A 25,434-nucleotide genomic window follows, 5' to 3' on the forward strand; every position below is an offset into this window, starting at 1 on the left:
GGAACAACGCCACTCACTTTTTCGGCAGGAAGAGACAGTATTAACTGAACGGCGATGCCGCCCGCGCCTGCGCCACGGCCAGCCCCAGCTGCCAGACCGCCATCGCATAGTGCGTGCTGTGGTTGTAGCGGGTGATGGTGTAGAAGTTCGGCAAACCGTACCAGTACTGATAGCCAGTGCCGATATCCAGACGCAGCAGGCTGACCTTTTGGTTACCGCTCAGCGGCTGCTGCGGCGTTAACCCTACGGCCGTCAGCTGTGCCGGGGTATAGCTGGTTTTAAAGCCGTTCTCCAGCCCTGGCGCCTGGCCGTTAGCCATTACAGCCACCGGCTGACCTGGCGTCCAGCCATGCTCTTTGAAGTAGTTGGCGACGCTGCCAATCGCATCTTCCGGATCCCACAGGTTGATGTGCCCGTCCCCGTTGAAATCAACCGCATATTGCTTATAGGAGGACGGCATAAACTGGCCGTAGCCCATGGCACCGGCAAAGGAGCCCTTCAGATCCAGCGGGTCGTCCTGCTCGTCGCGCGCCATCAGCAGGAACGTTTCCAGCTCGGAGGAGAAGTACTCCGCCCGGCGCGGGTAGTTAAAGGAGAGGGTCGCCAGCGCATCCAGAATGCGGGTTTTGCCCATCACGCGGCCCCAGCGTGTTTCTACCCCGATAATCCCGATGATAATCTCCGGCGGCACGCCGTAAACCTGCTGGGCGCGGGTCAGCGCATCCTGATACTGGTTCCAGAACGCCACGCCATTCTGCACGTTGTCCGGGGTAATAAACTGGTTGCGATAGCGTAACCATGCCCCGTTCGGCCCGGCCGGTGGCTGGGTGGTCGGGGCCTGACGATCCATCAGTCGCAGCACGTAATCCAGACGTTTCGCCTGGGAGAGGATCTCCTGCAGCTGGGCTTTATTAAAGCCGTGCTTGCTCACCATTTTGTCGATGAACTGTTCCGCCGCGGGATTGTTGGCAAAGTCGCCCCCCATCTGCATCACATTATGCTGGGGTTCCAGCAGGAAGCCGCCGGACGGTACGCCCGCCGTTTGTTGCTGGACCTCTTCGGTCTTAGGTTTGCTGCTGCAGGCAGAGAGCAGGATAAGCGCAGGCAGTATGGCTGCGTAACGACGCTTGAGCATGAGACATCCATTCAACGAATTCGATAAGTGGCAAGTATGGTAAAGCATCCGGGACACCTCAAGGAAGAGATGCGAACCCGCAGGGCAAAATCTTTACGCTGCCTAAAGACAAATTCGTCCTCTTCTCAACCGCGCTGCCCTCGCCTTGCTCATTATCTTTCAAAATAATACATTTTTCTTTCATTGTGAGATCTGTTTAACACTTTAATACCTTTCAAAGTGATTATTATTGGCCCGTCAGAGATGAACTCACCCTACAGGAGAAAACAATGATAGAAACCATCACCCACGGCGCCGAGTGGTTTATCGGGCTGTTTCAGAAAGGTGGCGAGGTCTTTACCAGCATGGTCACCGGGATCCTGCCGCTGCTGATCAGCCTGCTGGTGATCATGAATGCATTGATCAACTTTATTGGTCAGCATCGGATCGAAAAACTGGCCCAGCGCTGCGCCGGTAATCCGGTCTCCCGCTATTTGCTGCTGCCCTGCATCGGCACCTTCGTGTTTTGTAACCCGATGACCCTGAGCCTCGGGCGCTTTATGCCCGAGCGCTACAAGCCGAGCTACTACGCCGCGGCGTCCTACAGCTGCCACTCGATGAACGGCCTGTTTCCGCACATCAATCCCGGCGAGCTGTTCGTCTATCTGGGGATCGCCAGCGGGCTGACTACTCTCGGCCTGCCGCTCGGCCCGCTGGCGGTGAGTTACCTGCTGGTCGGCCTGGTGACCAACTTCTTCCGCGGCTGGGTGACCGATCTCACCACCGCCATTTTCGAAAAGAAAATGGGCATCCACCTTGAACAGAAAGTCCAGCTTGCAGGAGCCACAGCATGACCCGTATCCGGATTGAAAAAGGCGTGGGCGGCTGGGGCGGCCCGCTGGAGCTCGACGCGACCACTGAGAAGAAGATCGTCTATATCACCGCAGGCACCCGTCCGGCGATTGTCGACAAGCTGCGCGAACTCACCGGCTGGGACGCGGTGGATGGCTTTAAGGAGGGCGAGCCGCCGGAAGCAGAGATCGGCGTGGCGGTGATCGACTGCGGCGGCACCCTGCGCTGCGGCATTTACCCGAAACGGCGCATTCCCACCGTCAATATCCATTCAACGGGCAAATCCGGCCCGCTGGCGCAGTACATCGTGGAGGACATTTACGTCTCCGGGGTGAAAGAGGAGAACATCACCCTGGCAGAGGGTGCCGCCCCGGCGAAGAAGAGCGCGCCGCGCGAGTATGACACCAGCAAAAAGATCACCGAGCAGAGCGACGGCCTGCTGGCGAAAGTCGGGATGGGGATGGGCTCTGCGGTGGCGGTACTGTTCCAGTCCGGGCGCGACACCATCGACACGGTGCTGAAAACCATCCTGCCGTTTATGGCCTTCGTCTCGGCGCTGATCGGCATCATCATGGCCTCCGGCCTGGGAGACTGGATCGCCCACGGCCTCGCCCCGCTGGCCAGCCATCCGCTCGGGCTGGTGACCCTGGCGCTGATTTGCTCCTTCCCGCTGCTGTCGCCGTTCCTCGGCCCAGGGGCGGTGATCGCCCAGGTGATCGGCGTGCTGATTGGCGTGCAGATTGGGCTCGGCAATATTCCCCCGCACCTCGCCCTGCCCGCGCTGTTTGCCATTAATGCCCAGGCCGCCTGCGACTTTATCCCGGTGGGGCTGTCGCTGGCCGAAGCGCGCCAGGATACCGTGCGCGTCGGCGTTCCTTCCGTGCTGGTGAGCCGCTTCCTGACCGGCGCGCCAACCGTACTGATTGCCTGGTTCGTCTCTGGCTTTATTTATCAATAAGAGGACTTCGTGATGACCGTGATTTACCAGACCACCATTACCCGCATTGGCCAGAGCGCCGCGGATGCCCTGAGCGACCAGATGCTGATCACCTTCCGTGAAGGGGCTCCAGCGGATATCGAGGAGTTCTGTTTTATCCACTGCCACGGCGAGCTGAGCGGCGAGCTCCGGCCGGGCAGCCAGCTCACGCTGGGCGACGCGCGCTATCCGGTGACGGCGGTAGGTGATGTCGCAGAGCAAAACCTGCGCGAGCTGGGGCATATCACCCTGCGTTTTGATGGCCAGACCGCAGCGGAATACCCGGGCACCGTGCACGTTGCCGGGCCGGTTCCGCAGGCGGTGGCAGCCGGTTGTGTACTGAAATTTGTGGCGTAATTAAAGGAGAGAAACATGGAACAGGTTGCAGTTGTCATTGGCGGGGGACAAACCTTAGGGGAATATCTCTGCCGCGGGCTGGCCGCAGAAGGGTATCGCGTGGCGGTGGTGGACATTCAGAGCGAAAAAGCCGCCCGGGTCGCCAGCGAGATCAACCAGGAATTTGGTGAAGGCAAGGCGTACGGCTTTGGCGCCGACGCCACCAGCGAGCAGAGCGTAATGGCGCTGTCGCACGGGGTGAATGAGATCTTTGGCCGCGTCGATCTGCTGGTGTACAGCGCCGGGATCGCCAAAGCGGCGTTTATCAGCGACGTGGAGCTGGGGGATTTCGATCGCTCATTGCAGGTAAACCTGGTGGGCTACTTCCTCTGCGCCCGGGAGTTCTCGCGTCTGATGATCCGCGACGGCATCGCCGGGCGCATCATTCAGATCAACTCTAAATCCGGCAAGGTGGGCAGCAAGCACAACTCCGGCTACAGCGCGGCCAAGTTCGGCGGCGTGGGGCTGACCCAGTCTCTGGCGCTGGATCTGGCGGAGTACGGCATTACCGTGCACTCGCTGATGCTGGGCAACCTGCTGAAGTCGCCGATGTTCCAGTCCCTGCTGCCACAATATGCCACCAAGCTGGGCATCGAGGCGGATCAAGTGGAGCAGTATTACATTGACAAAGTGCCCCTGAAGCGCGGGTGTGACTATCAGGACGTGCTGAATATGCTGCTGTTTTATGCCAGCCCGAAAGCCTCCTACTGCACCGGACAGTCGATTAACATCACCGGCGGGCAGGTGATGTTCTGAGTTTATTCCCCTCTCCCACAGGGAGAGGAAGATTAATCGTAGGCCGGGCAAGCGAAGCGCCGCCCGGCAATTAAGGAGCTGATATGGTCACCACTCTCATCACCGTCGCCGTTATCGCCTGGCTGTGCCAGCTGGCGCTCGGCGGCTGGCAAATCCACCGCTTTAACCGCGCCTTCGACGCCCTCTGCCAGAAAGGCCGCGTGGGCGTGGGCCGCTCCGGCGGGCGCTTTAAACCGCGGGTGATTGTCGCCATTGCGCTGGACGATAATCACCGGGTCTGTGACTCATTGATGATGCGTGGGCTGACGGTCTTTGCCCGACCGGTGAAAATTGCAGCGATTAACGGCACGGCGCTGCAGGAATTAGAGCCTGATGTGATCTTTCCCAATGATTCACTCTGTCAGGATGCACTATCATTAGCGCTTAAATTGAAACATGGATAATTTCGTTCTGAACGCTATAAGCTTGCGAAATTATCATTTCGCAACCTGAGGAACTCAACGCCTATGAAACCCCGTCAGCGGCAGGCGGCCATTCTTGACCATCTGCAAAAGCAGGGAAAGTGTTCGGTTGAGGATCTGGCCCACTACTTTGACACCACCGGCACCACGATCCGCAAAGATCTGGTGATCCTGGAGAACTCCGGGGCGGTGATCCGCACCTATGGCGGCGTGGTGCTGAATAAGGACGAGGCCGATCCGCCTATCGATCATAAAACCCTGATCAACACCCACCAGAAGGCGTTAATCGCTGACGCGGCGGTAAAGTATATCCATGACGGTGACTCCATTATCCTCGATGCGGGCAGTACGGTGCTGCAGATGGTGCCGATGCTGAGCCGCTTTAATAACATCACGGTAATGACCAACAGCCTGCATATCGTCAACGCCCTGTCCGAATTCGACAACGAACAAACCATCCTGATGCCCGGCGGCACCTTCCGTAAAAAATCTGCCTCCTTTCACGGCCAGCTGGCGGAGAACGCCTTCGACCATTTCAGCTTTGACAGGCTGTTTATGGGCACCGACGGTATCGACCTCAACGCGGGTGTTACCACCTTCAACGAGGTGTTCAGCGTCAGCAAAGCGATGTGCAACGCCGCCCGGGAAGTGATCCTGATGGCCGACTCGTCGAAGTTTGGCCGTAAAAGTCCGAATATTGTCTGTAGCCTTGAGAGCGTCGATAAGCTGATCACCGACGCGGGTATCGATCCGGCGTTCAAAAAAGCGCTGGAAGAGAAAGGAATCGAAGTGATTGTAACCGGAGAGAGAGATGAGTGATTTTCTGTTAAACGCGGGTCGTCAAACCCTGATGCTGGAACTGCAGGAGGCCAGCCGCCTGCCGGAACGTCTGGGTGAGGATTTCGTTCGTGCGGCAAACACCATTATTCAGTGCGAAGGTAAAGTGATCGTCGCGGGCATCGGCAAGTCCGGGCATATCGGCAAGAAGATTGCCGCGACCCTGGCCAGCACCGGCACCCCGGCCTTTTTCGTCCATCCGGCCGAGGCCCTGCACGGAGACCTGGGGATGATAGAAAGCCGCGACGTGCTGCTGTTTATCTCCTACTCCGGCTCGGCGAAAGAGCTGGATCTGATCCTGCCCCGCCTGCAGGAAAAATCGGTTGCACTGCTGGCGATGACCGGAAAATCCCGCTCGCCGCTGGCGCTGGCCGCCACAGCCACGCTGGATATTTCGGTGGAGCGCGAAGCCTGCCCGATGCATCTGGCCCCGACCTCCAGCACCGTCAACACCCTGATGATGGGCGATGCGCTGGCGATGGCAGTAATGCAGGCCCGCGGCTTTAACGAAGAAGATTTTGCCCGCTCTCATCCGGCAGGTGCGTTGGGCGCGCGTCTGCTGAATAAAGTGCATCACCTGATGCGCACTAATGAGGCGATCCCGCAGGTGAAGCTGAATACCAGCGTGATGGATGCGATGCTGGAGCTGAGCCGTACCGGGCTCGGCCTGGTGGCGGTTTGCGATGACGACAACCAGGTGAAAGGCGTCTTTACCGACGGCGACCTGCGTCGCTGGCTGGTGGGCGGTGGCCAACTGGAAGTGAACGTCAGCAGCGCCATGACCCGCGGCGGCCTGACGCTGAATGCCCAAAGCCGCGCCATCGAAGCCAAAGAGCTGCTGATGAAGCGCAAAATCACCGCCGCCCCGGTGGTGGATGAAGCGGGCCGCCTGTGCGGCGCCATCAACCTGCAGGATTTCTACCAGGCAGGCATCCTCTAACCCTTCAGACCCAGACGTTTCGCCAGCCGGTGCAGGTTGGCGACGTCGGTCTCCAGCGCCCTCGCGCTCGCCGCCCAGCTGCGGCTGTTCTGCTCCAGCGCCCGGCTAATCATCTGGCGCTGGAACGCTTCCGTCGCCTCACGCAGGTTCTGATTCACCACCAGCGGGGTTTCCGGCGTCACCGCAGGGGCGCTTTCATCATGCAGGGCAAAATGCTGCGCGTGGATCACCACGTCATCCCCGAGCCGCGCGGCCCGGGCCAGCACTACCGCCCGGTGAATGGCATGTTCCAACTCGCGCACATTGCCCGGCCAGCCGTAGCTCAGCAGGTGCGCCCGGGCGCCGGGGCTGAGCACCACCCGGGATAATCCCATCCGTAGCCGACACTGTTCGCAGAAATAGCCCGCCAGCAGCACCACATCCTCGCCCCGCTCGCGCAGCGGCGGCACCGAAAGCGGGAACACGCTCAGGCGATGGAACAGGTCGGCGCGGAAATTCCCGGCCAGCACCTCTTCGCGCAGATCGCGGTTGGTGGCTGCCAGCACCCGCACGTCAACCCGCAGGCTGCGGTCGTCGCCCACCCGCTGGATATCCCCGTACTGCAACACCCGCAGCAGCTTGGCCTGCAGCGCCAGCGACAGCTCGCCAATCTCATCGAGGAACAGGGTGCCGTTATCGGCCATCTCAAACTTGCCGCTGCGGTTGCTGATGGCCCCGGTAAAGGCCCCTTTGACGTGACCGAACAGCTCGCTCTCCGCCACGCTCTCCGGCAGGGCGGCGCAGTTGAGGTAGACCAGCGGATTGACCGCCCGCGGTGAGGCCTCATGGATGGCTTTCGCCACCAGCTCTTTCCCGGTCCCGGTTTCGCCCTCGATCAGCACGTTCAGGTCGGAGGCGGCGACAATCTCAATCTCTTTTTTCAGACTCATCATGCCCGGCGACAGGCCGATCATCTCGGTGTTTTTCACCTGCTCAAACACCGCCGGGCCCGCGGGCAGGCTGTTCTGGCTCTCCAGCTGCTCAATGAGCAGGGCATTGTTCAATGCCCCGGCGGCGAGGGCGGCGATCAGCCTCAGCTCTTCGTCGCTGAAGGTATCAAACTGATCCGGCGACATGCCGTCAAGGGTCAGAGCGCCAATCAGGTTCTGCCCGGCAAACAGCGGCAGGCCGATACAGGCATGCACCTTCAGGCTCTCCTGGCCGGGGATCAGCCCGTCGTAGGGATCGGGCAGGTCGCTATCGGCCGGGAAGCGCACCACATCCCCGGCGCGGGCGATGGTCTCCAGCCGCGGGTGGCCCTCCAGGGTAAAGCGCCTTCCCAGCACGTCCTGCGCCAGGCCGTCGATCGCCAGCGGGATAAATTGCCGCCCTTCGTAGCGCAGCAGCGCCGAGGCATCGCAATCCAGGACGTGACGCAGGGTGGAGATCAGCCGCTGAAAACGATCCTGATGCCCGATGCCGCTCTGCAATTCAATGGCGATTTTCGCCAGCACCTCTACAGAAAAACTCATTCTCGCCTCGCTGTCATTTTGACAATACATCTTGTCATATTGACTATATCAATGACAGTCAAATTGACTACCCATCAGGAGTTATTATTTTATAAACCATTTAAATTCAATAAGTTAAAAAGTTGGCACGCAACCTGCAATTACCATTACATCTTTCGTTTAATTTCGCTGTATTAAGTTGAGGTTGCTATGTCTATTCTGGTTAAAAACAATATTCATTGGGTTGGTCAACGTGACTGGGAAGTACGTGATTTTCACGGAACGGAATACAAAACGCTGCGCGGCAGCAGCTATAACAGCTATCTCATCCGGGAAGAAAAAAACGTGCTGATCGACACCGTCGATAATAAATTCAGCCGTGAGTTCGTGCAAAACCTGCGCAGTGAAATTGACCTGGCCGATATCGACTACATCATCATTAACCATGCTGAAGAAGATCACGCCGGTGCCCTGACCGAGCTGATGTCCTGCATCCCGGACACCCCAATCTACTGCACCAATAACGCCATCGACTCCATCAATGGTCATCACCACCATCCGGAGTGGAATTTCAACGTGGTGAAAACCGGTGATTCACTGGATATCGGCAACGGCAAACAGCTTATCTTCGTTGAAACCCCGATGCTGCACTGGCCGGACAGCATGATGACCTACATGACCGGCGACGCCGTGCTGTTCAGTAACGACGCCTTCGGCCAGCACTACTGCGACGAACGTCTGTTCAACGACGAAGTGGATCAGGCCGAGCTGTACGAGCAGTGTCAGCGCTACTACGCCAACATCCTGACCCCGTTCAGCCGTCTGGTTACGCCAAAAATTACCGAAATCCTCGGCTTCAACCTGCCGGTGGATATGATTGCGACCTCCCACGGTGTGGTATGGCGTGAGAACCCAACCCAGATCGTCGAGCAGTACCTGAAGTGGGCGGCGGACTATCAGGAAGATCGCATCACCATTTTCTACGACACCATGTCCAACAACACCCGCATGATGGCCGACGCGATTGCTCAGGGCATCAATGAAGTGGATCCGAACGTGGCGGTGAAAATCTTTAACGTGGCGCGCAGCGACAAGAACGACATTCTGACCAACGTCTTCCGCTCCAAAGGCGTGCTGGTGGGCACCTCCACCATGAACAACGTGATGATGCCGAAAATTGCCGGCCTGGTGGAAGAGATGACCGGCCTGCGCTTCCGCAACAAACGCGCCAGCGCCTTCGGCTCCCACGGCTGGAGCGGCGGTGCGGTTGACCGTCTCTCTACCCGTCTGCAGGACGCGGGCTTTGAAATGTCGATGAGCCTGAAGGCGAAATGGCGTCCGGATCTGGATGCGCTGGAAATCTGCCGCCAGCACGGCCGCGACATTGCACGTCAGTGGGCGCTCGCTCCTCTGCCAGAAGCGACCGCTAAAGCCACCCCAGAGCAGGAAGCCTGCGCCTGTGCCGCCGCAGCCGACCTCGGCCCTTGCATGCAGTGCAGCGTCTGCCAGTGGATCTACGATCCGGCCCTCGGCGAACCGCTGCAGGATGTCCAGCCGGGCACACCGTGGAGCGACGTGCCGGATAACTTCCTGTGCCCGGAATGTTCCCTCGGTAAAGACGTCTTTGACGAACTGGCATCGGAGGCAAAATGAGCCACGGCATTGTGATTATCGGCTCGGGCTTCGCCGCCCGCCAGCTGGTAAAAAATATCCGTAAACAGGATGCGAACGTCCCGCTGACGCTGATTGCCGCGGACAGCATGGATGAGTACAACAAGCCTGACTTAAGCCACGTGATCAGCCAGAGTCAGCATGCCGACGACCTCACCCGCCAGACGGCGGGGGAGTTTGCCGAACAGTTTAACCTGCGCCTGTTCCCTTACACCTGGGTCACCGACATTGATGCCGCAGCGCACGTGGTTAAAGGGAAAGACCAGCAGTGGTCATATGACAAACTGGTTCTGGCCACCGGGGCCGCGGCCTTTGTGCCGCCGGTTCCGGGCCGCGAGCTGATGCTGACCCTCAACAGCCAGATGGAGTACCGGGCCTGCGAAACCACGCTGCGTGACGCCCAGCGGGTGATGATTGTCGGCGCGGGGCTTATCGGCAGCGAACTGGCGATGGATTTTTGCCGCGCCGGGAAAGCGGTCACCCTGGTTGACCATTCCGCCAGCATTCTGTCGGCGCTGATGCCAGCCGAAGTAAGCAGTCGCTTACAACACCGGCTGACCGATATGGGCGTGCATTTGCAGCTGAAATCCCAGCTACAAAGCCTGACCAAAACCGATACCGGCATCTGCGCCCTGCTGGATCGTGACCGCTGTATCGAAGTGGATGTGGTGATTGCCGCCACCGGCCTGCGTCCGGAGATCGGACTGGCTCAGCGGGCGGGGGCAGAAACCCACCGCGGCGTGAAGGTCGACAGCTATCTGCAAACCACCCAGCCGGATATCTATGCCCTGGGTGACTGCGCCGAAATTAACGGTCAGGTGCTGCCCTTCCTGCAGCCGATCCAGTTAAGCGCCATGTATCTGGCGAAGAACCTGCTCGGAGCCAACACGCCATTGAAACTGCCTGCGATGCTGGTGAAGGTGAAAACGCCGGAACTGCCGCTGCATCTGGCAGGCGAAACCCAGCGCCAGGACCTGAACTGGCAGATCGCCATCGAACCCCAGGGGATGGTGGCGAAAGGGGCGGACAGCGAAGGCAATTTGCGCGCCTTCGTGGTCAGTGAAGATCGCATGAAGGAGGCCTTTGCCCTGCTGAAATCATTATCTGTTTAACCCTCAAACTCTTGCTCTACTCGTTGTATGCTTGTCCGATTTTGCCTTTCGCAGCCCCGGTGCCCCGGGGCTTTTTTAATGCGGAACAGCTGTCAAACCCTGTCCTGTTTTAATCCCTGTTTACGGCCTACTCTGTTGCGGTACTCGTCAGCCGGAGACCGCCAATGAAAAACTTCACCCAGGAACTTAACTATCTTGCTGCCTGGTTCAGACAGGCAAAGAAACATGAACGTATTCTCTTTCGCTGGCTCTATCTCAGCCCGGAAGCGCGCATCGAGCGGTTGCGCGAATTGATGCTGCCAGTCAGTCAGATCAAGCACTGATTGCCCGGCGGCGCTACGCTTGCACGGGCCTACAGGGTCCCGTAGGCCGGGTAAGCGAAGCACCACCCGGCAAAGCAGCCAGCACCCGTCCCGTAGGCCGGGTAAGCGAAGCGCCACCCGGCAAAGCAGCCAGCACCCGTCCCGTAGGCCGGGTAAGCGAAGCGCCACCCGGCAAAGCAGCCAGCACCCGTCCCGTAGGCCGGGTAAGCGAAGCACCACCCGGCAAAGCAGCCGGCACCCGTCCCGTAGGCCGGGTAAGCGAAGCACCACCCGGCAAAGCAGCCAGCACCCGTCCCGTAGGTCGGGTAAGCGAAGCGCCACCCGGCAAAGCAGCCAGTACCCGTCCCGTAGGCCGGGTAAGCGAAGCGCCACCCGGCAAAGCAGCCAGCACCCGTCCCGTAGGCCGGGCAAGCGAAGCGCCACCCGGCAAAGCAGCCAGCACCCGTCCCGTAGGCCGGGTAAGCGAAGCACCACCCGGCAAAGCAGCCGGCACCCGTCCCGTAGGCCGGGTAAGCGAAGCGCCACCCGGCAAAGCAGCCAGCACCCGTCCCGTAGGCCGGGTAAGCGAAGCGCCACCCGGCAAAGCAGCCAGCACCCGTCCCGTAGGCCGGGTAAGCGAAGCGCCACCCGGCAAAACGTTTATTATCGCGCAAAAAGCCCTACACTCTTCGCAACGCCTTTGTCAGGGATGCCGCCATGCGCCAGATCCAGAAAATCCGCCAGTACCAGCGGCTCGCCGTGCATTACGGTTTAAGCGCCAGACTCACCACTATCGCCGAGGTGGCGGAAGTCGCCCTGTGCAGCGAACGCCACGCCCGCACGCTGCTACGCCAGCTGGCGGAAAGCGGCTGGTTAAGCTGGAAGGCGCAGCCGGGGCGCGGGCATCGCGCCACCCTGCACTGCCTGGTGACCACCAGTGAACTCAGCGCCCCGCTGATGCACGCCTGCCTGGAGAAAGGCGATTATCAGAGCGCCCTCCAGCTGGCGGACGGCGATCCGGCCAGCCTGCATCACATCATCACTCCGTTTCTCGGCGGCAAATGGCTCAAGCATCAGCCAACGCTGCGCATTCCCTGGTATCGCCCGCTCACCTCCCTGCATCCGGCGCTGCATCGTCGGCGCGCCGAGCAGCATATTATCTGCGCGGTCCACGCCGGGTTAACCCGTTATGAACCGGGCCAGGCGCAGCCGGTGGCCGATCTGGCGCACCACTGGGCCTGCTCTGAGGACGGACTGCGTTGGCATTTTTACCTGCGCAGCGGCGCTCACTGGCACAACGGTCAGCCGCTGAGCGACGACGATATTCTGAGTGCGATGCAGCTGCTGCTGGCCGATCCGGCGCGCAATAGCGGGCTGATGCATATCGACACGGTCACCCTCGTCGCTCCCTGGTGCCTGGCGGTGTATCTGCATGCCCCGGATGCGCTGCTGGCCCATCGCCTCGCCCATCCGATCTGCCGTCTGCCGCACCCCCGGCAACCGGAGGTCGGCGCCGGGCCGTTCGCCATTGCCCGTCATCACTCGCATTTTCTGCGCCTCGAGCGCCAGCCCTGGTACTTTGCCGCCCATCCGCTGCTGCACGCCATTGAGTTCTGGCGCACCGGCACGGTAACCGATAAACCGGCATGGATCACGGTAGGGAAAGGCAGCGCCCCGCAGGAAGCGGTGACCTCAACCAGCGGCGGTTTTGCATGGCTGATGGTGAATGCAACATTGCCCAAAGCGCTGGCCGCGTATCTGCGCCAGACCGCCCTGACCCTCAACCAGCAGCGCTTTGGCCGACGTGAAGATCTGCAGATCCACACTGAAATCCTCCCCGGGCTACAGGTGCCCAGCCTGCCCGCGCCCGCTGATATCGACCTGCCGCCCCGGCTGAAACTGGTGTGCTACAACACGCCTGAACTGCGCGAACTGGCTGAAAGCTGGCGGCACCAGTTACAGCCGCACGGCTGTGAGCTGCACACCGAGTGGAAAGATCGTGATGGCTGGTATGCCCCCGATACGCTGGCGGACGCCGATCTGCTGCTGGGGGATCATCTGGCAACCGGAATGGCAGCCTTTGCGCTGGCAGAATGGTTTATCTATGAACCCGCCTGGGCGACGGCGCTGGGCGAGGCGGGCTGGGCGATCGCGAAACAGCAGCTGATGCAAAACAGCGACAGCGAAGCGCATTTTCACGCCCATCTGACGCCCTTTTTCCAGCGCCTGCTGGCGGAGGGCCGATGCACGCCATTGTTCCATTATCGCTACCGGATCAACGCCCTGGAAAACGTGCAGGATATGGTGCTGACCGCAGGCGGCTGGCTCGATTTTACCCGCGCCTGGCTGCCTCCGGCGGCGGCATTATGATCGGCGGTGCGGGCCGGGGATCACCGAGTCACGCAGGATCAGCTCCCCGGCAAATGTCTGCTGGAAGGTGAACTCCCCGCCGTCGAGCATAAAGATCAGGCGGCTGATGGTCTCTTTCACCATCTCCGTCACCGGCACGCGCACGCTGGAGAGCGCAGGCACCACGTAAGGGGCCATCGCAATGTCATCGAAACCGACCACCGAAACCACCCCCGGCGCGGCGATGCCGCTGTCGTGGAGCTGCTTAATGGCGCCGATCGCCATGTCGTCGTTGCTCGCCACCAGCGCGGTAAAACTCTCCCCGCGCGCCAGCAGCGTCGCCACCCCTGCCGCCCCGCTGGCCGGGGTCCATTTGCCCTCGACAATCAGCGATTTGCGTAGCGGAATGCGGTGTGCAGCAAGCGCGTCCTTGTAGCCGGAAAGACGTTCAATCCCGGTGGGAGAATCCAGCGATCCGGTGATAAACGCGATATCGCGGTGGCCCTGTTCGATGAGGGTCGATACCGCCGCCTGGCTGGAGGCTTTATGATCCGACCAGACGCAGTGGCTGCTGTTTTTGCGCAGGCGACGGTTGAGCACCATCACCGGCTGCTCGTGCTTCTGGATGATCTCATCCATCTCATCGACGCTGAGAAAACGCGGGTAGATAATGATCGCATCACAGCGCATATCGAGCAGATACTGAATCGCCTCCCGCTCTTCATCGGCGCTGTGCTTGCCATCGGCAAGGATCAGCTGACGCCCTCTCTCCTCGGTCATTCTGGCGGCGTGGAACAGCAGCTCGCTGAAATAGACCCCGTGATAAAGGGTGTTAGTCACTACCAGCCCGAGGGTTTGCGTGCGTTTGGTGGCCAGGTTGCGCGCCAGTAAATTGGGGCGGTAGCCACTCTCTTCAATCGCCTGAAAAACCCGGTCTTTTGTCTCCTGGCTCACGTAGCCATTGCCTGAAAGCACCCGGGAAACCGTCGCCTTCGAGACCCCTGCCCGCTTCGCCACTTCCAGCATCGTGGTCATCAATCTGTTCCGTCTTAATCCAGTGAGCGGCAGTGTACTGCACCGCGTAAAAATTGTCGCAGCGTGGATCGCACGCTTTTTATGGCGTTAGGTGATCGTCATCACGAATATAAAAAATGGTCGAAACGTGATCTTGTTTGATCTCAGGAAACTCTTCATGATTTTGTGGAACCGGTTTCCTATATAAGTTTCATCGTTGCACACGGTGAAGACGTACCTTACTGATAAAACAGGATACAACCCGATGGCCAAAAATTATGCTGCGCTGGCGAATGCCGTTGTCAGCGCGCTCGGCGGCAAAGATAACATCGTCGCCGTCACCCACTGTATGACCCGACTGCGCTTTGTGGCGAAAGACGAGAGCCTGATCGACAGCGCCACGCTTAAGAGCATCAGCGGCGTGCTGGGGGTAGTGCGCAACGACAACCAGTGCCAGGTGATCATCGGCAATACCGTTTCCCAGGCGTATCGCGAGGTGGTCAATCTGCTGCCCGCCGACATGCAGCCTGCCGCGCCGCAGGGGCCGCAAAAGCTGACCCTGAAACGCATTGGCGCCGGGATCCTCGACGCGCTGATCGGCACCATGTCACCGCTGATCCCGGCGATCATCGGCGGATCGATGGTCAAACTGCTGGCGATGATCCTCGAGATGACCGGCGTGCTGACCAAAGGCGAACCGACGCTGACCATTCTGACGGTGATCGGTGACGGGGCGTTCTTCTTCCTGCCGCTGATGGTGGCTGCCTCTGCCGCGGTAAAATTCAAAACCAACATGTCGCTGGCGATTGCCATTGCCGGCGTGCTGGTGCACCCGAGCTTTATCGAGCTGATGGCCAAAGCGGCGCAGGGCGAGCACGTCGAGTTCGCGTTCATTCCGGTCACCGCGGTGAAGTACACCTACACGGTGATCCCGGCGCTGGTGATGACCTGGTGCCTGTCGTATATCGAACGCTGGGTGGACAGAATTACCCCGGCGGTCACCAAAAACTTCCTAAAACCAATGCTGATCGTGCTGATTGCCGCCCCGCTCGCCATCGTCCTGATTGGGCCGCTGGGGATCTGGATCGGTAGCGGCATCTCTTCCCTGGTTTACACCATTCACGGCTATCTGGGCTGGTTGTCCGTTGCCATCATGGGCGCGCTGTGGCCGCTGCTGGTGATGACCGGGATGCACCGCGTCTTTACCCCAACCATCATTCAGACCATTGCCGAAACCGGCAAAGAAGGGATGGTGATGCCGTCTGAAATCGGCGCCAACCTGTCACTCGGCGGTTCATCGCTGGCGGTGGCGTGGAAAACCAAAAACCCGGAACTGCGTCAGACGGCGCTGGCCGCAGCGGCTTCTGCCATCATGGCGGGGATCTCTGAACCGGCGCTGTACGGCGTGGCGGTTCGCCTGAAACGCCCGTTGATTGCGAGCCTGATCAGCGGCTTTATTTGCGGCGCCGTCGCCGGGATTGCCGGACTGGCCAGCCACTCAATGGCGGCGCCGGGTCTGTTTACCAGCGTCCAGTTCTTCGACCCGGCTAACCCGATGTCTATCGTCTGGGTATTCGGGGTGATGGCCCTGGCCGTGGTGCTCTCTTTCGTGCTGACCCTGATCCTGGGCTTTGAAGATATCCCGGTAGAAGAGGAAGCGGAAAAAGCGCGCGCGCTGCAAACCGCACCGGTTCAGGCCAAAGCAGCACAAGCATAAATGTATAGCGAGGTAACAATGTCAGTTTTTCCACAAAGATTTTTATGGGGCGGCGCACTGGCCGCTAACCAGAGCGAAGGCGCATACCGTGAAGGCGGCAAGGGCCTGACCACCGTCGATATGATCCCCCACGGCGCTAACCGCCTGGCGGTAAAAGTCGGCAAGGAAAAACGCTTTTCGCTGCGTGACGACGAGTTCTATCCCAGCCACAACGCGATCGATTTTTACCATCGCTATAAAGAAGATATCGCCTTAATGGCCGAGATGGGCTTCACGGTATTCCGTACCTCGATTGCCTGGAGCCGTCTCTACCCGAACGGCGACGAGCCGCTGCCTAATAAAGAGGGAATTGCCTTTTACCGGGCGGTGTTCGAAGAGTGCAAAAAGTACAACATCGAGCCGCTGGTGACCCTGTGCCACTTCGACGTGCCGATGCATCTGGTGACCGAGTACGGCTCCTGGCGCAACCGCAAGATGGTCGACTTCTTCGCCCGCTATGCCCGCACCTGCTTCGAGGAGTTCAACGGGCTGGTGAAGTACTGGCTGACCTTCAACGAGATCAACATCATGCTGCACAGCCCCTTCTCCGGCGCCGGGCTGGTGTTTGAGGAAGGCGAAAACGAAGATCAGGTCAAGTACCAGGCGGCGCACCACGAGCTGGTGGCGAGCGCGCTGGCGACCAAAATTGCCCACGAGGTGAACCCGGAAAACCAGGTCGGTTGCATGCTGGCGGGGGGTAACTTCTACCCGTACTCCTGCAAACCGGAAGACGTGTGGATGGCGCTGGAGAAAGACCGCGAGAACCTGTTCTTTATCGACGTGCAGGCCCGCGGCAGCTATCCGGCCTACTCTGCCCGCGTGTTCCGCGAAAAAGGGGTGGTGATTGTCAAAGATCCCGGCGATGACGATCTGCTGAAACACACCGTCGATTTTGTGTCGTTCAGCTATTACGCCTCGCGCTGCGCCTCGGCTGATATGAACGCGGGCAACACCAGCGCGGCCAACATCGTTAAGTCCCTGCGCAACCCGCACATCGAGGTGAGCGAATGGGGCTGGGGCATCGACCCGCTGGGCCTGCGCATCACCATGAACATGATGTACGATCGCTACCAGAAGCCGCTGTTCCTGGTAGAGAACGGCCTCGGGGCGAAAGATGAGATTGACGCTAACGGCGAGATCAACGACGACTACCGCATCAGCTACCTGCGGGAGCACATCCGCGCCATGGGCGATGCGATTGAAGACGGCATCCCGCTGATCGGCTACACCAGCTGGGGCTGCATCGATCTGGTGGCCGCCTCAACGGGCGAGATGAGCAAGCGCTACGGCTTTATCTATGTCGATCGCGATGACGCCGGGAACGGCACCCTCGATCGCAAACGCAAAAAATCGTTCTGGTGGTATAAGAAAGTGATCGCCAGCAACGGTGCAGATTTAGATTAATCCCCCTTCGCCGGGCGGCGCTGCGCTTGCCCGGCCCACAAACGTCCTCTCAAACCAATAGTTTCATGGCGTTATTATCGTTCATTGACACCATGAATATATCATTGTATAAAACTCCGCCGAAATAAATGATATTCATTCTCAGCCAGGTGCCCGGGCTGCCATAACTACATTAATGAAGGATAGCGTTCCATGAAAAAGGTCATCAGCGCATTAGGATTGCTGATCGCAACAGCAGGCTCGGCTTTTGCGACCACGTATCCTCTGACGATTGAGAATTGCGGATATAAAGAAACCTTCACCAAAGCGCCGGAACGCGTCGTGGCGCTGGGACAAAATACCGTTGAAATTCTGCTGCTGTTGGGCCTTGAAGATAAGGTAGCCGCCAGCGCCTTCTGGCCAACCAAAGTGCTGCCGCAGCTGGCTGAACAGAACAAAAAAGTCAAAACGCTGACCGTCGAGATCCCCACTCTGGAGTCTATCCTGGCGCAAAACCCGGACTTCGTTCCGGCGCAGCTGCCGCTGCTGCTGGGCCCGGAGAGTAAAGTCGCCAAACGCGAAGATCTGGCGACCGTGGGCGTGAACAGCTATATGTCGCCGGGCATGTGCGCCACCAAAAAAGATATTGGCGATATGTACGGCAGCCGCCAGAAGCTGTGGGATATGACCTTCCTGTACAAAGAGATCGAAGATTTCGCCAAAATCTTTAACGTGGAAGATCGCGGCCAGGCGCTGATTGCCGACTTCAAAAAGCGCGAAGCCGATCTGCGCAGCGAATTCAGCAAAAACAAAAAAGACCTCTCCTTCGTCTTCTGGTTCTCCAGCTCTTCCCCCTCTTCTGACGCCTACGTCGGCGGGAAAAACAGCGCCTCCGGCTTTATTGCCAACGTGCTGGGTGGCCACAACGCCATCACCTCCGAAACCGAATGGCCGACCGTCGGCTGGGAAAGCATTATTGCCGCCAACCCGGACGTGATCGTGGTCTCCAGCCTCGACCGTAATCGCTGGGCGCTGGACGATGCCCAGGAGAAAATCAAATTCCTGAAGAGCGATCCGGCCGTCAGCCAGCTGGAAGCCGTTAAAAAAGGTCACATTGTAATCATGGACGGCCAGGCGATGAACCCAACCATCCGCACTATCTACGGCGCGGAACAGGTCGGTGAACAGCTCAGAAAGATGGGACTTAATTAATGACCGCAGTGGTTCAACAGACCCGACATAGCTGGCTGCTGCCGGCATCGGGTTTTCTGGCGATAGTGGCGTTACTGCTGGTGATCGCCATCGGCGTCAGCGTGGGGGAGCTGTCGATCCCCCTGCAGAGCGTGTTCTATGCCATTACCAATAAAATCGGCTTAACCGAGGTTCCGCTCAACCGCATCTACGAGAGCGTGATCTGGGACTTCCGCCTGAGCCGGGCGCTGGTGGCGGCCTGCTGCGGCGCGGGGCTGGCGATTTGCGGCGCGGTACTGCAAAGCCTGCTGAAAAACGCCCTCGCTGAGCCCTACGTGCTGGGCGTGTCTGCCGGGGCGTCCACCGGCGCGGTCGCCGTGGTGGTGCTGGGCGTTGGCAGCGGCACCATCACCCTCTCCGCCGGGGCCTTTGCCGGAGCCTTTGCCGCCTTTGCGTTTGTGGCCCTGCTGACCAACGGCGCGCGCGGCGGTAGTGAACGCACCATTCTTGCCGGGGTGGCCGCCTCGCAGCTGTTTAACGCCATCACCGCCTGGACCGTCAGCACCTCGGCCAGCGCCCAGCAGGCGCGCGACGTGATGTTCTGGCTGCTGGGCAGCTTTAGCGGCGTGAGATGGCCCGAGTTCCAGCTGGTCCTGGTAATGGTGCTGGTAGGTCTGGCGATCTGCCTCTATTACGCCCGCGCGCTCGACGCCTTCACCTTTGGCGACGATGCCGCCGCCTCGCTGGGGATCGCCGTGCCCTGGGTGCGCCTGATCCTGTTTATCGTCACCGCGTTAATGACCGCGACCATCGTCAGCATGGCGGGCTCCATTGGCTTTGTCGGCCTGGTGGTACCGCACGTGATGCGCTTCTTCTTTGGCCCGTTGCACCGCACGCTGCTTATCGCCAGCGCGCTGGCCGGCGCGATCCTGATGGTGCTGGCGGATATCGCCTCCCGACTTCTGATCGCCCCGCAAAGCCTGCCGGTTGGCGTGGTCACCGCGCTGGTGGGCGTCCCGTTCTTTGCCATGATTATCTATCGTTCAAGGAATAAGTGATGAGCATCACTGCTGAAAATATCACCTGGAAGGTGGGTAAAAAGGTCATCGTCGATAATGTCTCGCTGGCGGTATCGCAGGGGCAGACCGTCGGTCTGCTGGGGCCAAACGGCTCCGGCAAATCGTCGCTGCTGCGGATCCTTGCCGGTTTGCGTCGCCCGCATACCGGCACCGTCGCGCTGGATGGCAAAAGCATTGCCGGGATCGCCAAAAAGCAGCTCGCCCGTCGGGTGGCTTTTGTGGAACAGCACGGTATGACCGATGCCAACATGCGCGTGCGGGACGTGGTGAAGCTGGGGCGTATTCCGCACCACTCCCCGTTTTCCGGCTGGACGGCGCAGGATGACGAGACCGTCAATTCGGCGCTGAAGACGGTGGATATGCTGCATAACAGCGATCAGGGCTGGCAGAGCCTCTCCGGTGGTGAACGCCAGCGCGTGCATATCGCCCGGGCGCTGGCCCAGATGCCGACCGAGATCCTGCTGGATGAACCCACCAACCACCTGGATATCCATCATCAGATGCAGCTGATGCAGCTGATCAGCCAGCTGCCGGTCACCAGCATCGTCGCCATCCACGACCTTAATCACGCCTCGATGTTCTGCGATGCGCTGATTGTGATGCAGAAAGGGCGCATTGTTGCTACCGGCACGCCGCAGGAAATTCTTACCGAAGAGCTGCTGTGGGAGGTGTTCCGGGTGAAAACCCGCATTGAGCTGTCGCCTTATCACGGCAAAAAACATATTCACTACCTCGTCTGAGGCGAGGTAAGCCGTGTTCCCGATCCGTCCCGCAACACAACTCTGGCCGCCCGTCTTACTGGGCAGCCAGTTTGTTTTCAACATCGGTTTTTATGCCGTTGTCCCCTTTCTGGCGATCTTTTTACGCGACGATATGCTGCTCTCGGGCGGGCTTATCGGGCTGGTGCTCGGGCTGAGAACCTTCTCCCAGCAGGGGATGTTTATCGTCGGCGGTGCCCTCTCCGACCGCTACGGCGCGCGCGTGATTATTCTCTGCGGCTGCGTGGTGCGGGTGGTGGGCTACCTGCTGTTGGCCTTTGGCTACAGTCTGCCCGTTATCATCGCCGGAGCGTGCCTCACCGGGATCGGCGGCGCGCTATTTTCCCCCTCCATTGAAGCCTTACTGGCAAAAGCCGGAACCCGCAGCGAGGCGCAGGGCAAACGCAGCCGCGCCGAGTGGTTCGCGCTGTTTGCGGTGTGCGGCGAGCTGGGGGCAGTGCTTGGGCCGGTGGCGGGCGCCCTGCTCACTGGCCTGGGCTTTCGCCAGGTGGCGCTGGCAGGGGCCGCGGTCTTCGTGGTGGCGCTGATCGTGCTGTTCTTCTGCCTGCCGGCCGGGTCGGCAAGAAACCAGCCGCTGCAGATAACCCCGTGGTGGACCACCTTTCGCCAGCCGCGGTTCGTGGCGTTCATCATCGCCTGGAGCAGCTGGCTGTTAAGCTATAACCAGCTCTATCTGGCGCTGCCGGTCGAGATCCAGCGTGCCGGAGGCAGCGAAAAAGATCTCGGCCCGCTGTTTATGCTGGCGTCGGGGCTGGTGATCCTTTTTCAGCTGCCGCTGGCGCGCTTTGCCCGACGGGTGGGCGCAGTGCGGATCCTGCCGGTGGGCTTTCTGCTGATTGCCGTATCGTTCCTGAGCGTCGCGCTCTTTGCGCCATCAGAACCAGCGGCCGGCTGGCTGCGTCTGCTACCTGCGGCCTGCTTCGTCACGCTGCTGACTACCGGGCAGATGCTGCTGGTGCCGGCGGGCAAAGACGTGGTGCCGTGGTTTGCCAGCGAAGCGACCTTAGGCGCGCATTACGGCGCGCTGGCGACCGCAGGCGGCTGCGCGGTGCTGGCGGGGAATTTATTGCTGGGTGATCTGCTCGATCGGGCGCTGACACCCTCTGTCGGGGCGATGTACCCGTGGCTGGTGCTGGCGGTGTTTCCGTTTTGCAGCGCCCTCGCCATGGTCGTTATCTGTCGGCCAATGCGCAGGCCACGCGCCTGAGCGTTATTTTTTCGGACGGTATTTTTCCGGCAGCTCCGGCACCGGGCGGCGATCGTCTATCAGGTGGCGAACCGTTAAAATCGGGTGTCGCCAGAGCATCCGCGGCCCCGCCCAGCGCATCACCTGTTTCATCTCTTCCCGTTTAGCCGGCTGATAACAGTGAACAGGGCACTGTTTGCAGGCCGGTTTTTCCTCGCCAAACACGCATTTATCCAGCCGCTTGTCGGCATAATCATTCAGTGCCGGATAGTGCCCAGCTTCTTTCGATGCCTGCGGGCACTGCTTTTCATAGAGCGCGATCATCTTGCGGATGGTCTCTTTTTCGCGCGCGATACGTTTTCCTGACATAGCCTGATACCCACTGATAAGTTGCATTTATAATACATTTTTCAGACCGGATATTCAGCCAGATTTCATATTTTACATTTCGTTTTCTGAAGGCGCTTCGCAGTTATGCGTTTGTCTCCGCCTCTTTTTACTGGCATTTTATACAGGTGTTTATTTCACCGGATCCTTCCCTGAGAAAAAGGAGTTTCTATGTCGGATATGTGTATTTCCAGACCCAGCCGTCATCTCACCGTGGGCTATTTCAGAAAACGTCACGAGGATCGCAAGACCAAGATCCCAACGCGCTACAGCGTGCACGCCGCGCTAAGTCTAAAAGGCGACTGGCTGGAAGAGGCGGGTTTTAAAACCCATTCCCGGGTACGGGTGCTGGTAGAACAGGGAAAATTAGTGATCGAACTGGTTGTGGAAGAGGCCTCGTAAAGTCGCGACATTTTGCTGCGCCGGGTCTTTTTTTCATGCGACAATAGCGGCAATACACGACGCTAACGTCGCCTGAACAGCACTATTTTCAAAGAAATGGACATCATCACTCCATGACCACTACTGATAATTTCGACGCGCACACCCCCATGATGCAGCAGTACCTGAAGCTGAAAGCTCAGCATCCGGAAATCCTGCTGTTTTACCGTATGGGTGACTTTTACGAGCTATTTTATGACGATGCGAAACGCGCGTCACAGCTGCTCGACATCTCGCTGACCAAACGCGGCGCCTCCGCCGGGGAACCGATCCCGATGGCCGGGATCCCGCATCACGCGGTTGAGAACTACCTGGCAAAGCTGGTTAATCAGGGAGAGTCGGTTGCCATCTGCGAACAGATTGGCGATCCGGCCACTTCGAAAGGCCCGGTCGAGCGTAAAGTAGTGCGCATCGTGACGCCCGGCACCATCAGCGATGAAGCGTTGCTGCAGGAGCGTCAGGATAATCTGCTCGCCGCCATCTGGCAGGACAGCAAAGGTTTCGGCTATGCCACCCTGGATATCAGCTCCGGACGCTTTCGCCTGAGCGAACCGGCCGATCGGGAAACCATGGCCGCCGAGCTGCAACGCACCAACCCGGCGGAGCTGCTGTATGCCGAAGATTTTGCGGAGATGGCGCTGCTCGAAGGCCGTCGCGGCCTGCGTCGCCGTCCGCTGTGGGAGTTTGAGATCGATACCGCGCGCCAGCAGCTCAACCTGCAGTTTGGCACCCGCGATCTGACCGGCTTTGGGGTTGAAAACGCCCCGCGTGGCCTTTGCGCTGCCGGCTGTTTGCTGCAGTACGTGAAAGACACCCAGCGCACTGCCCTGCCGCATATCCGCTCCATTACCATTGAACGCCAGCAGGACAGCATCATCATGGATGCCGCCACCCGTCGCAATCTGGAGATCACCCAGAACCTGGCCGGCGGCGTGGAAAACACCCTCGCCTCGGTGCTCGACAGCACCGTCACCCCAATGGGTAGCCGGATGCTGAAGCGCTGGCTGCACATGCCGGTTCGCGACACCGCTACGCTCACCGGACGCCAGCAGACCATCGGCGCTCTGCAGGATCGGTACAGCGATCTACAGCCGGTGTTACGCCAGGTGGGCGATCTGGAGCGTATTCTGGCACGTCTGGCGCTGCGCACCGCACGCCCGCGCGATTTGGCCCGGATGCGTCACGCGTTCCAGCAACTGCCAGAACTGCGCAGCCAGCTGGCAGAGATCGACAGCGCGCCGGTGCAGAAGCTGCGCGAGGCGATGGGCGAATTCAGCGAACTGCGTGAACTACTGGAAAACGCCATTATCGAAGCCCCGCCGGTGCTGGTGCGTGACGGCGGCGTTATCGCCCCGGGCTATAACGAAGAGCTGGACGAGTGGCGCGCGCTGGCCGATGGCGCAACGGACTATCTCGATAAGCTGGAGATCCGCGAACGCGAGCGTCTCGGGCTGGATACCCTGAAGGTTGGCTATAACGCCGTACACGGCTACTTTATTCAGATCAGCCGCGGGCAGAGCCACCTGGCACCCATTCACTACGTGCGCCGTCAGACGCTGAAAAACGCCGAGCGTTATATTATCCCTGAGCTGAAAGAGTACGAAGACAAGGTCCTCACCTCAAAAGGCAAAGCGCTGGCGCTGGAAAAACAGCTGTATGACGCCCTGTTCGATATGCTGATGCCGCATCTGGCGGATCTGCAACAGAGCGCCACCGCGCTGGCCGAGCTGGATGTGCTGGTCAACCTGGCGGAACGCGCCGAGACGCTGAACTACTGCTGCCCGACCTTTAGCGATAAGCCCGGCGTGCGCATTACCGAAGGCCGTCATCCGGTGGTGGAGCAGGTGCTGAACGAACCGTTCATCGCTAACCCGCTGAACCTGTCGCCGCAGCGGCGGATGCTGATCATTACCGGGCCGAATATGGGTGGTAAAAGTACCTATATGCGACAGACGGCGCTGATTGCCCTGCTGGCCTATATCGGCAGCTACGTTCCGGCGCAAAAGGTGGAGCTCGGTCCCATCGATCGTATCTTTACCCGCGTGGGCGCGGCGGACGATCTGGCGAGCGGTCGTTCGACCTTTATGGTGGAGATGACCGAAACCGCCAACATACTGCACAACGCCACGGAATACAGCCTGGTGCTGATGGATGAGATTGGCCGCGGAACCTCCACCTATGACGGGCTCTCGCTGGCGTGGGCATGCGCCGAAAGCCTGGCTAATAAAATCAAAGCGCTGACCCTGTTTGCCACCCACTACTTTGAGCTGACCCAACTGCCAGAGAAGATGGAGGGCGTGGCGAACGTGCATCTGGATGCGCTGGAGCACGGGGATACCATTGCCTTTATGCACAGCGTGCAGGATGGCGCGGCGAGCAAAAGCTACGGTCTGGCCGTGGCGGCGCTGGCGGGGGTGCCGAAAGAGGTAATCAAGCGTGCGCGTCAAAAACTGCGCGAGCTGGAAAGCCTCGCGCCTAACGCGGCGGCCACTCAGGTGGACGGGACGCAGATGTCGTTGCTGATGCCAGCCGAAGAGACCTCACCGGCGCTGGAGGCCCTGGAGAACCTCGATCCGGATTCCCTGTCGCCACGTCAGGCGCTGGAGTGGATTTATCGCTTAAAGAATCTGGTGTAGATCGCTGCGGCTTGTATCGCCCGGCGGCGCTGCGCTTGCCGGGCCTACTGGAACCGCGTAGGCCGGGTAAGGCGTAGCCGCCGCCCGGCTTTTTTTACAATAGCGGCGGAATGGTGGGCACCTGCGGGGCATCGTCGATATCTTTCTGCGTCATGCGAAACGCGTCAGGATAGTGCTCGCGGCTGGTGCGGCGCAGCGGCTCGGTATCTCGCCATGTGTACAGGCAGTGCTGACACTGGTACACCGTCCAGACATCTTTAACCGGCGACGTCGCCATCACTTCAATATGTTCATCGGCACAACGTGGACAAATCATTTTTCCCTCC

Annotated in this window: 25 protein-coding genes; 19 read left to right on the top strand and 6 right to left on the bottom strand. The window is 59.7% G+C overall.

The genetic code is table 11. The features are described 5' to 3' along the window. Positions 1-40: 40 nt before the first annotated feature. Positions 41-1,135 (bottom strand): lytic murein transglycosylase B, encoded by a 1,095-nt coding sequence (mltB, locus tag ACP4QI_RS17555; RefSeq protein ID WP_185902385.1) that lies wholly within the window; start codon positions 1,133-1,135, stop codon positions 41-43. Positions 1,136-1,404: 269 nt separating this feature from the next. Here mltB and srlA point away from each other — a divergent pair, with 269 nt between their 5' ends. From srlA to gutQ, 7 genes are all read left to right on the top strand, one after another. Continuing rightward, the gene (srlA, locus tag ACP4QI_RS17560; RefSeq protein WP_142486891.1) at positions 1,405-1,968 is read left to right on the top strand and encodes a PTS glucitol/sorbitol transporter subunit IIC; all 564 of its coding nucleotides are present in this window, start codon (positions 1,405-1,407) and stop codon (positions 1,966-1,968) included. Beyond that, positions 1,965-2,924, top strand: a complete 960-nt coding sequence (gene srlE, locus ACP4QI_RS17565) for a PTS glucitol/sorbitol transporter subunit IIB (RefSeq protein WP_231313771.1) — start codon at positions 1,965-1,967, stop codon at positions 2,922-2,924. Before srlA ends, srlE begins: the two co-directional genes overlap by 4 nt. 12 nt (positions 2,925-2,936) lie before the next feature. Then, positions 2,937-3,299 carry a PTS glucitol/sorbitol transporter subunit IIA gene (gene srlB / locus ACP4QI_RS17570; protein WP_285128452.1) on the top strand — a complete coding sequence of 121 codons (363 nt, stop codon included), beginning with the start codon at positions 2,937-2,939 and terminating at the stop codon, positions 3,297-3,299. Positions 3,300-3,314: 15 nt separating this feature from the next. Beyond that, the gene (gene srlD, locus ACP4QI_RS17575; RefSeq protein WP_142486894.1) at positions 3,315-4,094 is read left to right on the top strand and encodes a sorbitol-6-phosphate dehydrogenase; all 780 of its coding nucleotides are present in this window, start codon (positions 3,315-3,317) and stop codon (positions 4,092-4,094) included. Positions 4,095-4,177: 83 nt separating this feature from the next. Next, entirely contained in the window at positions 4,178-4,537 is a 360-nt protein-coding gene (gene gutM / locus ACP4QI_RS17580) for a transcriptional regulator GutM (RefSeq protein ID WP_103180888.1), read from the top strand. 63 nt (positions 4,538-4,600) lie between these two features. Next, complete coding sequence (gene srlR, locus ACP4QI_RS17585; protein ID WP_156264513.1) at positions 4,601-5,374, top strand: glucitol operon DNA-binding transcriptional repressor SrlR; 774 nt, start codon at positions 4,601-4,603, stop codon at positions 5,372-5,374. Continuing rightward, on the top strand, positions 5,367-6,332 hold the full coding sequence (gene gutQ / locus ACP4QI_RS17590) for an arabinose-5-phosphate isomerase GutQ (RefSeq protein WP_426495670.1): 966 nt from the start codon (positions 5,367-5,369) through the stop codon (positions 6,330-6,332). The genes srlR and gutQ overlap by 8 nt, the downstream gene beginning before the upstream one ends. Here the strand turns inward: gutQ and norR are convergent. Then, the gene (gene norR, locus ACP4QI_RS17595; RefSeq protein WP_142486898.1) at positions 6,329-7,843 is read right to left on the bottom strand and encodes a nitric oxide reductase transcriptional regulator NorR; all 1,515 of its coding nucleotides are present in this window, start codon (positions 7,841-7,843) and stop codon (positions 6,329-6,331) included. The two genes, gutQ and norR, sit on opposite strands and share 4 nt — an antisense overlap. Before the next feature lie 189 nt (positions 7,844-8,032). Here norR and norV point away from each other — a divergent pair, with 189 nt between their 5' ends. From norV to ACP4QI_RS17610, 3 genes are all read left to right on the top strand, one after another. Further along, positions 8,033-9,475, top strand: a complete 1,443-nt coding sequence (gene norV / locus ACP4QI_RS17600; protein ID WP_426495671.1) for an anaerobic nitric oxide reductase flavorubredoxin — start codon at positions 8,033-8,035, stop codon at positions 9,473-9,475. Further along, complete coding sequence (gene norW, locus ACP4QI_RS17605) at positions 9,472-10,605, top strand: NADH:flavorubredoxin reductase NorW (protein ID WP_142486900.1); 1,134 nt, start codon at positions 9,472-9,474, stop codon at positions 10,603-10,605. Before norV ends, norW begins: the two co-directional genes overlap by 4 nt. A 164-nt stretch (positions 10,606-10,769) precedes the next feature. Then, positions 10,770-10,928, top strand: a complete 159-nt coding sequence (locus ACP4QI_RS17610; protein WP_185902386.1) for a hypothetical protein — start codon at positions 10,770-10,772, stop codon at positions 10,926-10,928. 29 nt (positions 10,929-10,957) lie between these two features. Here the strand turns inward: ACP4QI_RS17610 and ACP4QI_RS17615 are convergent, their stop codons facing one another. Continuing rightward, positions 10,958-11,581 carry a hypothetical protein gene (locus ACP4QI_RS17615; protein WP_445730299.1) on the bottom strand — a complete coding sequence of 208 codons (624 nt, stop codon included), beginning with the start codon at positions 11,579-11,581 and terminating at the stop codon, positions 10,958-10,960. Between the two features lie 43 nt (positions 11,582-11,624). Between ACP4QI_RS17615 and ACP4QI_RS17620 the strand changes: the two genes are divergently transcribed. Next, positions 11,625-13,277 (top strand): SgrR family transcriptional regulator, encoded by a 1,653-nt coding sequence (locus tag ACP4QI_RS17620; protein ID WP_426495673.1) that lies wholly within the window; start codon positions 11,625-11,627, stop codon positions 13,275-13,277. On the opposite strand, the gene ACP4QI_RS17625 is transcribed toward ACP4QI_RS17620, so the two are convergent. Beyond that, positions 13,272-14,291, bottom strand: a complete 1,020-nt coding sequence (locus tag ACP4QI_RS17625) for a LacI family DNA-binding transcriptional regulator (protein WP_426495674.1) — start codon at positions 14,289-14,291, stop codon at positions 13,272-13,274. The two genes, ACP4QI_RS17620 and ACP4QI_RS17625, sit on opposite strands and share 6 nt — an antisense overlap. A gap of 244 nt (positions 14,292-14,535) precedes the next feature. On the opposite strand from ACP4QI_RS17625, the gene ascF reads away from it, so the two are divergent. The 6 genes from ascF to ACP4QI_RS17655 all read left to right on the top strand — a co-directional run bounded on the left by ascF (position 14,536) and on the right by ACP4QI_RS17655 (position 21,665). Continuing rightward, a complete protein-coding gene (ascF, locus tag ACP4QI_RS17630; protein WP_231313766.1) occupies positions 14,536-15,987 on the top strand; it encodes a PTS cellobiose/arbutin/salicin transporter subunit IIBC in 1,452 nt (483 codons plus the stop codon). 18 nt (positions 15,988-16,005) lie between these two features. Beyond that, entirely contained in the window at positions 16,006-17,430 is a 1,425-nt protein-coding gene (locus tag ACP4QI_RS17635; protein WP_426495675.1) for a 6-phospho-beta-glucosidase, read from the top strand. A gap of 192 nt (positions 17,431-17,622) precedes the next feature. Beyond that, positions 17,623-18,621 carry an ABC transporter substrate-binding protein gene (locus tag ACP4QI_RS17640; protein WP_285111887.1) on the top strand — a complete coding sequence of 333 codons (999 nt, stop codon included), beginning with the start codon at positions 17,623-17,625 and terminating at the stop codon, positions 18,619-18,621. Continuing rightward, complete coding sequence (locus ACP4QI_RS17645) at positions 18,621-19,658, top strand: FecCD family ABC transporter permease (protein ID WP_426495676.1); 1,038 nt, start codon at positions 18,621-18,623, stop codon at positions 19,656-19,658. Before ACP4QI_RS17640 ends, ACP4QI_RS17645 begins: the two co-directional genes overlap by 1 nt. Then, a complete protein-coding gene (locus ACP4QI_RS17650; RefSeq protein ID WP_142486907.1) occupies positions 19,658-20,419 on the top strand; it encodes an ABC transporter ATP-binding protein in 762 nt (253 codons plus the stop codon). Before ACP4QI_RS17645 ends, ACP4QI_RS17650 begins: the two co-directional genes overlap by 1 nt. A 13-nt stretch (positions 20,420-20,432) precedes the next feature. After that, a complete protein-coding gene (locus tag ACP4QI_RS17655) occupies positions 20,433-21,665 on the top strand; it encodes an MFS transporter (protein ID WP_307763909.1) in 1,233 nt (410 codons plus the stop codon). Between the two features lie 3 nt (positions 21,666-21,668). Here the strand turns inward: ACP4QI_RS17655 and ACP4QI_RS17660 are convergent, their stop codons facing one another. After that, positions 21,669-22,013, bottom strand: a complete 345-nt coding sequence (locus ACP4QI_RS17660; RefSeq protein ID WP_185902388.1) for a nitrous oxide-stimulated promoter family protein — start codon at positions 22,011-22,013, stop codon at positions 21,669-21,671. A 189-nt stretch (positions 22,014-22,202) separates the two neighbouring features. On the opposite strand from ACP4QI_RS17660, the gene ACP4QI_RS17665 reads away from it, so the two are divergent. Further along, positions 22,203-22,433 (top strand): SymE family type I addiction module toxin, encoded by a 231-nt coding sequence (locus tag ACP4QI_RS17665; RefSeq protein ID WP_142486910.1) that lies wholly within the window; start codon positions 22,203-22,205, stop codon positions 22,431-22,433. Positions 22,434-22,546: 113 nt separating this feature from the next. Next, positions 22,547-25,108 (top strand): DNA mismatch repair protein MutS, encoded by a 2,562-nt coding sequence (mutS, locus tag ACP4QI_RS17670; RefSeq protein ID WP_426495677.1) that lies wholly within the window; start codon positions 22,547-22,549, stop codon positions 25,106-25,108. 94 nt (positions 25,109-25,202) lie between these two features. Here the strand turns inward: mutS and ACP4QI_RS17675 are convergent, their stop codons facing one another. Beyond that, the gene (locus ACP4QI_RS17675; protein ID WP_426495678.1) at positions 25,203-25,424 is read right to left on the bottom strand and encodes a non-oxidative hydroxyarylic acid decarboxylases subunit D; all 222 of its coding nucleotides are present in this window, start codon (positions 25,422-25,424) and stop codon (positions 25,203-25,205) included. Positions 25,425-25,434 lie beyond the last annotated feature (10 nt).

It is taken from the genome of Leclercia sp. TB492, from assembly GCF_049974505.2.
GTDB lineage: Bacteria > Pseudomonadota > Gammaproteobacteria > Enterobacterales > Enterobacteriaceae > Enterobacter > Enterobacter adecarboxylatus_C.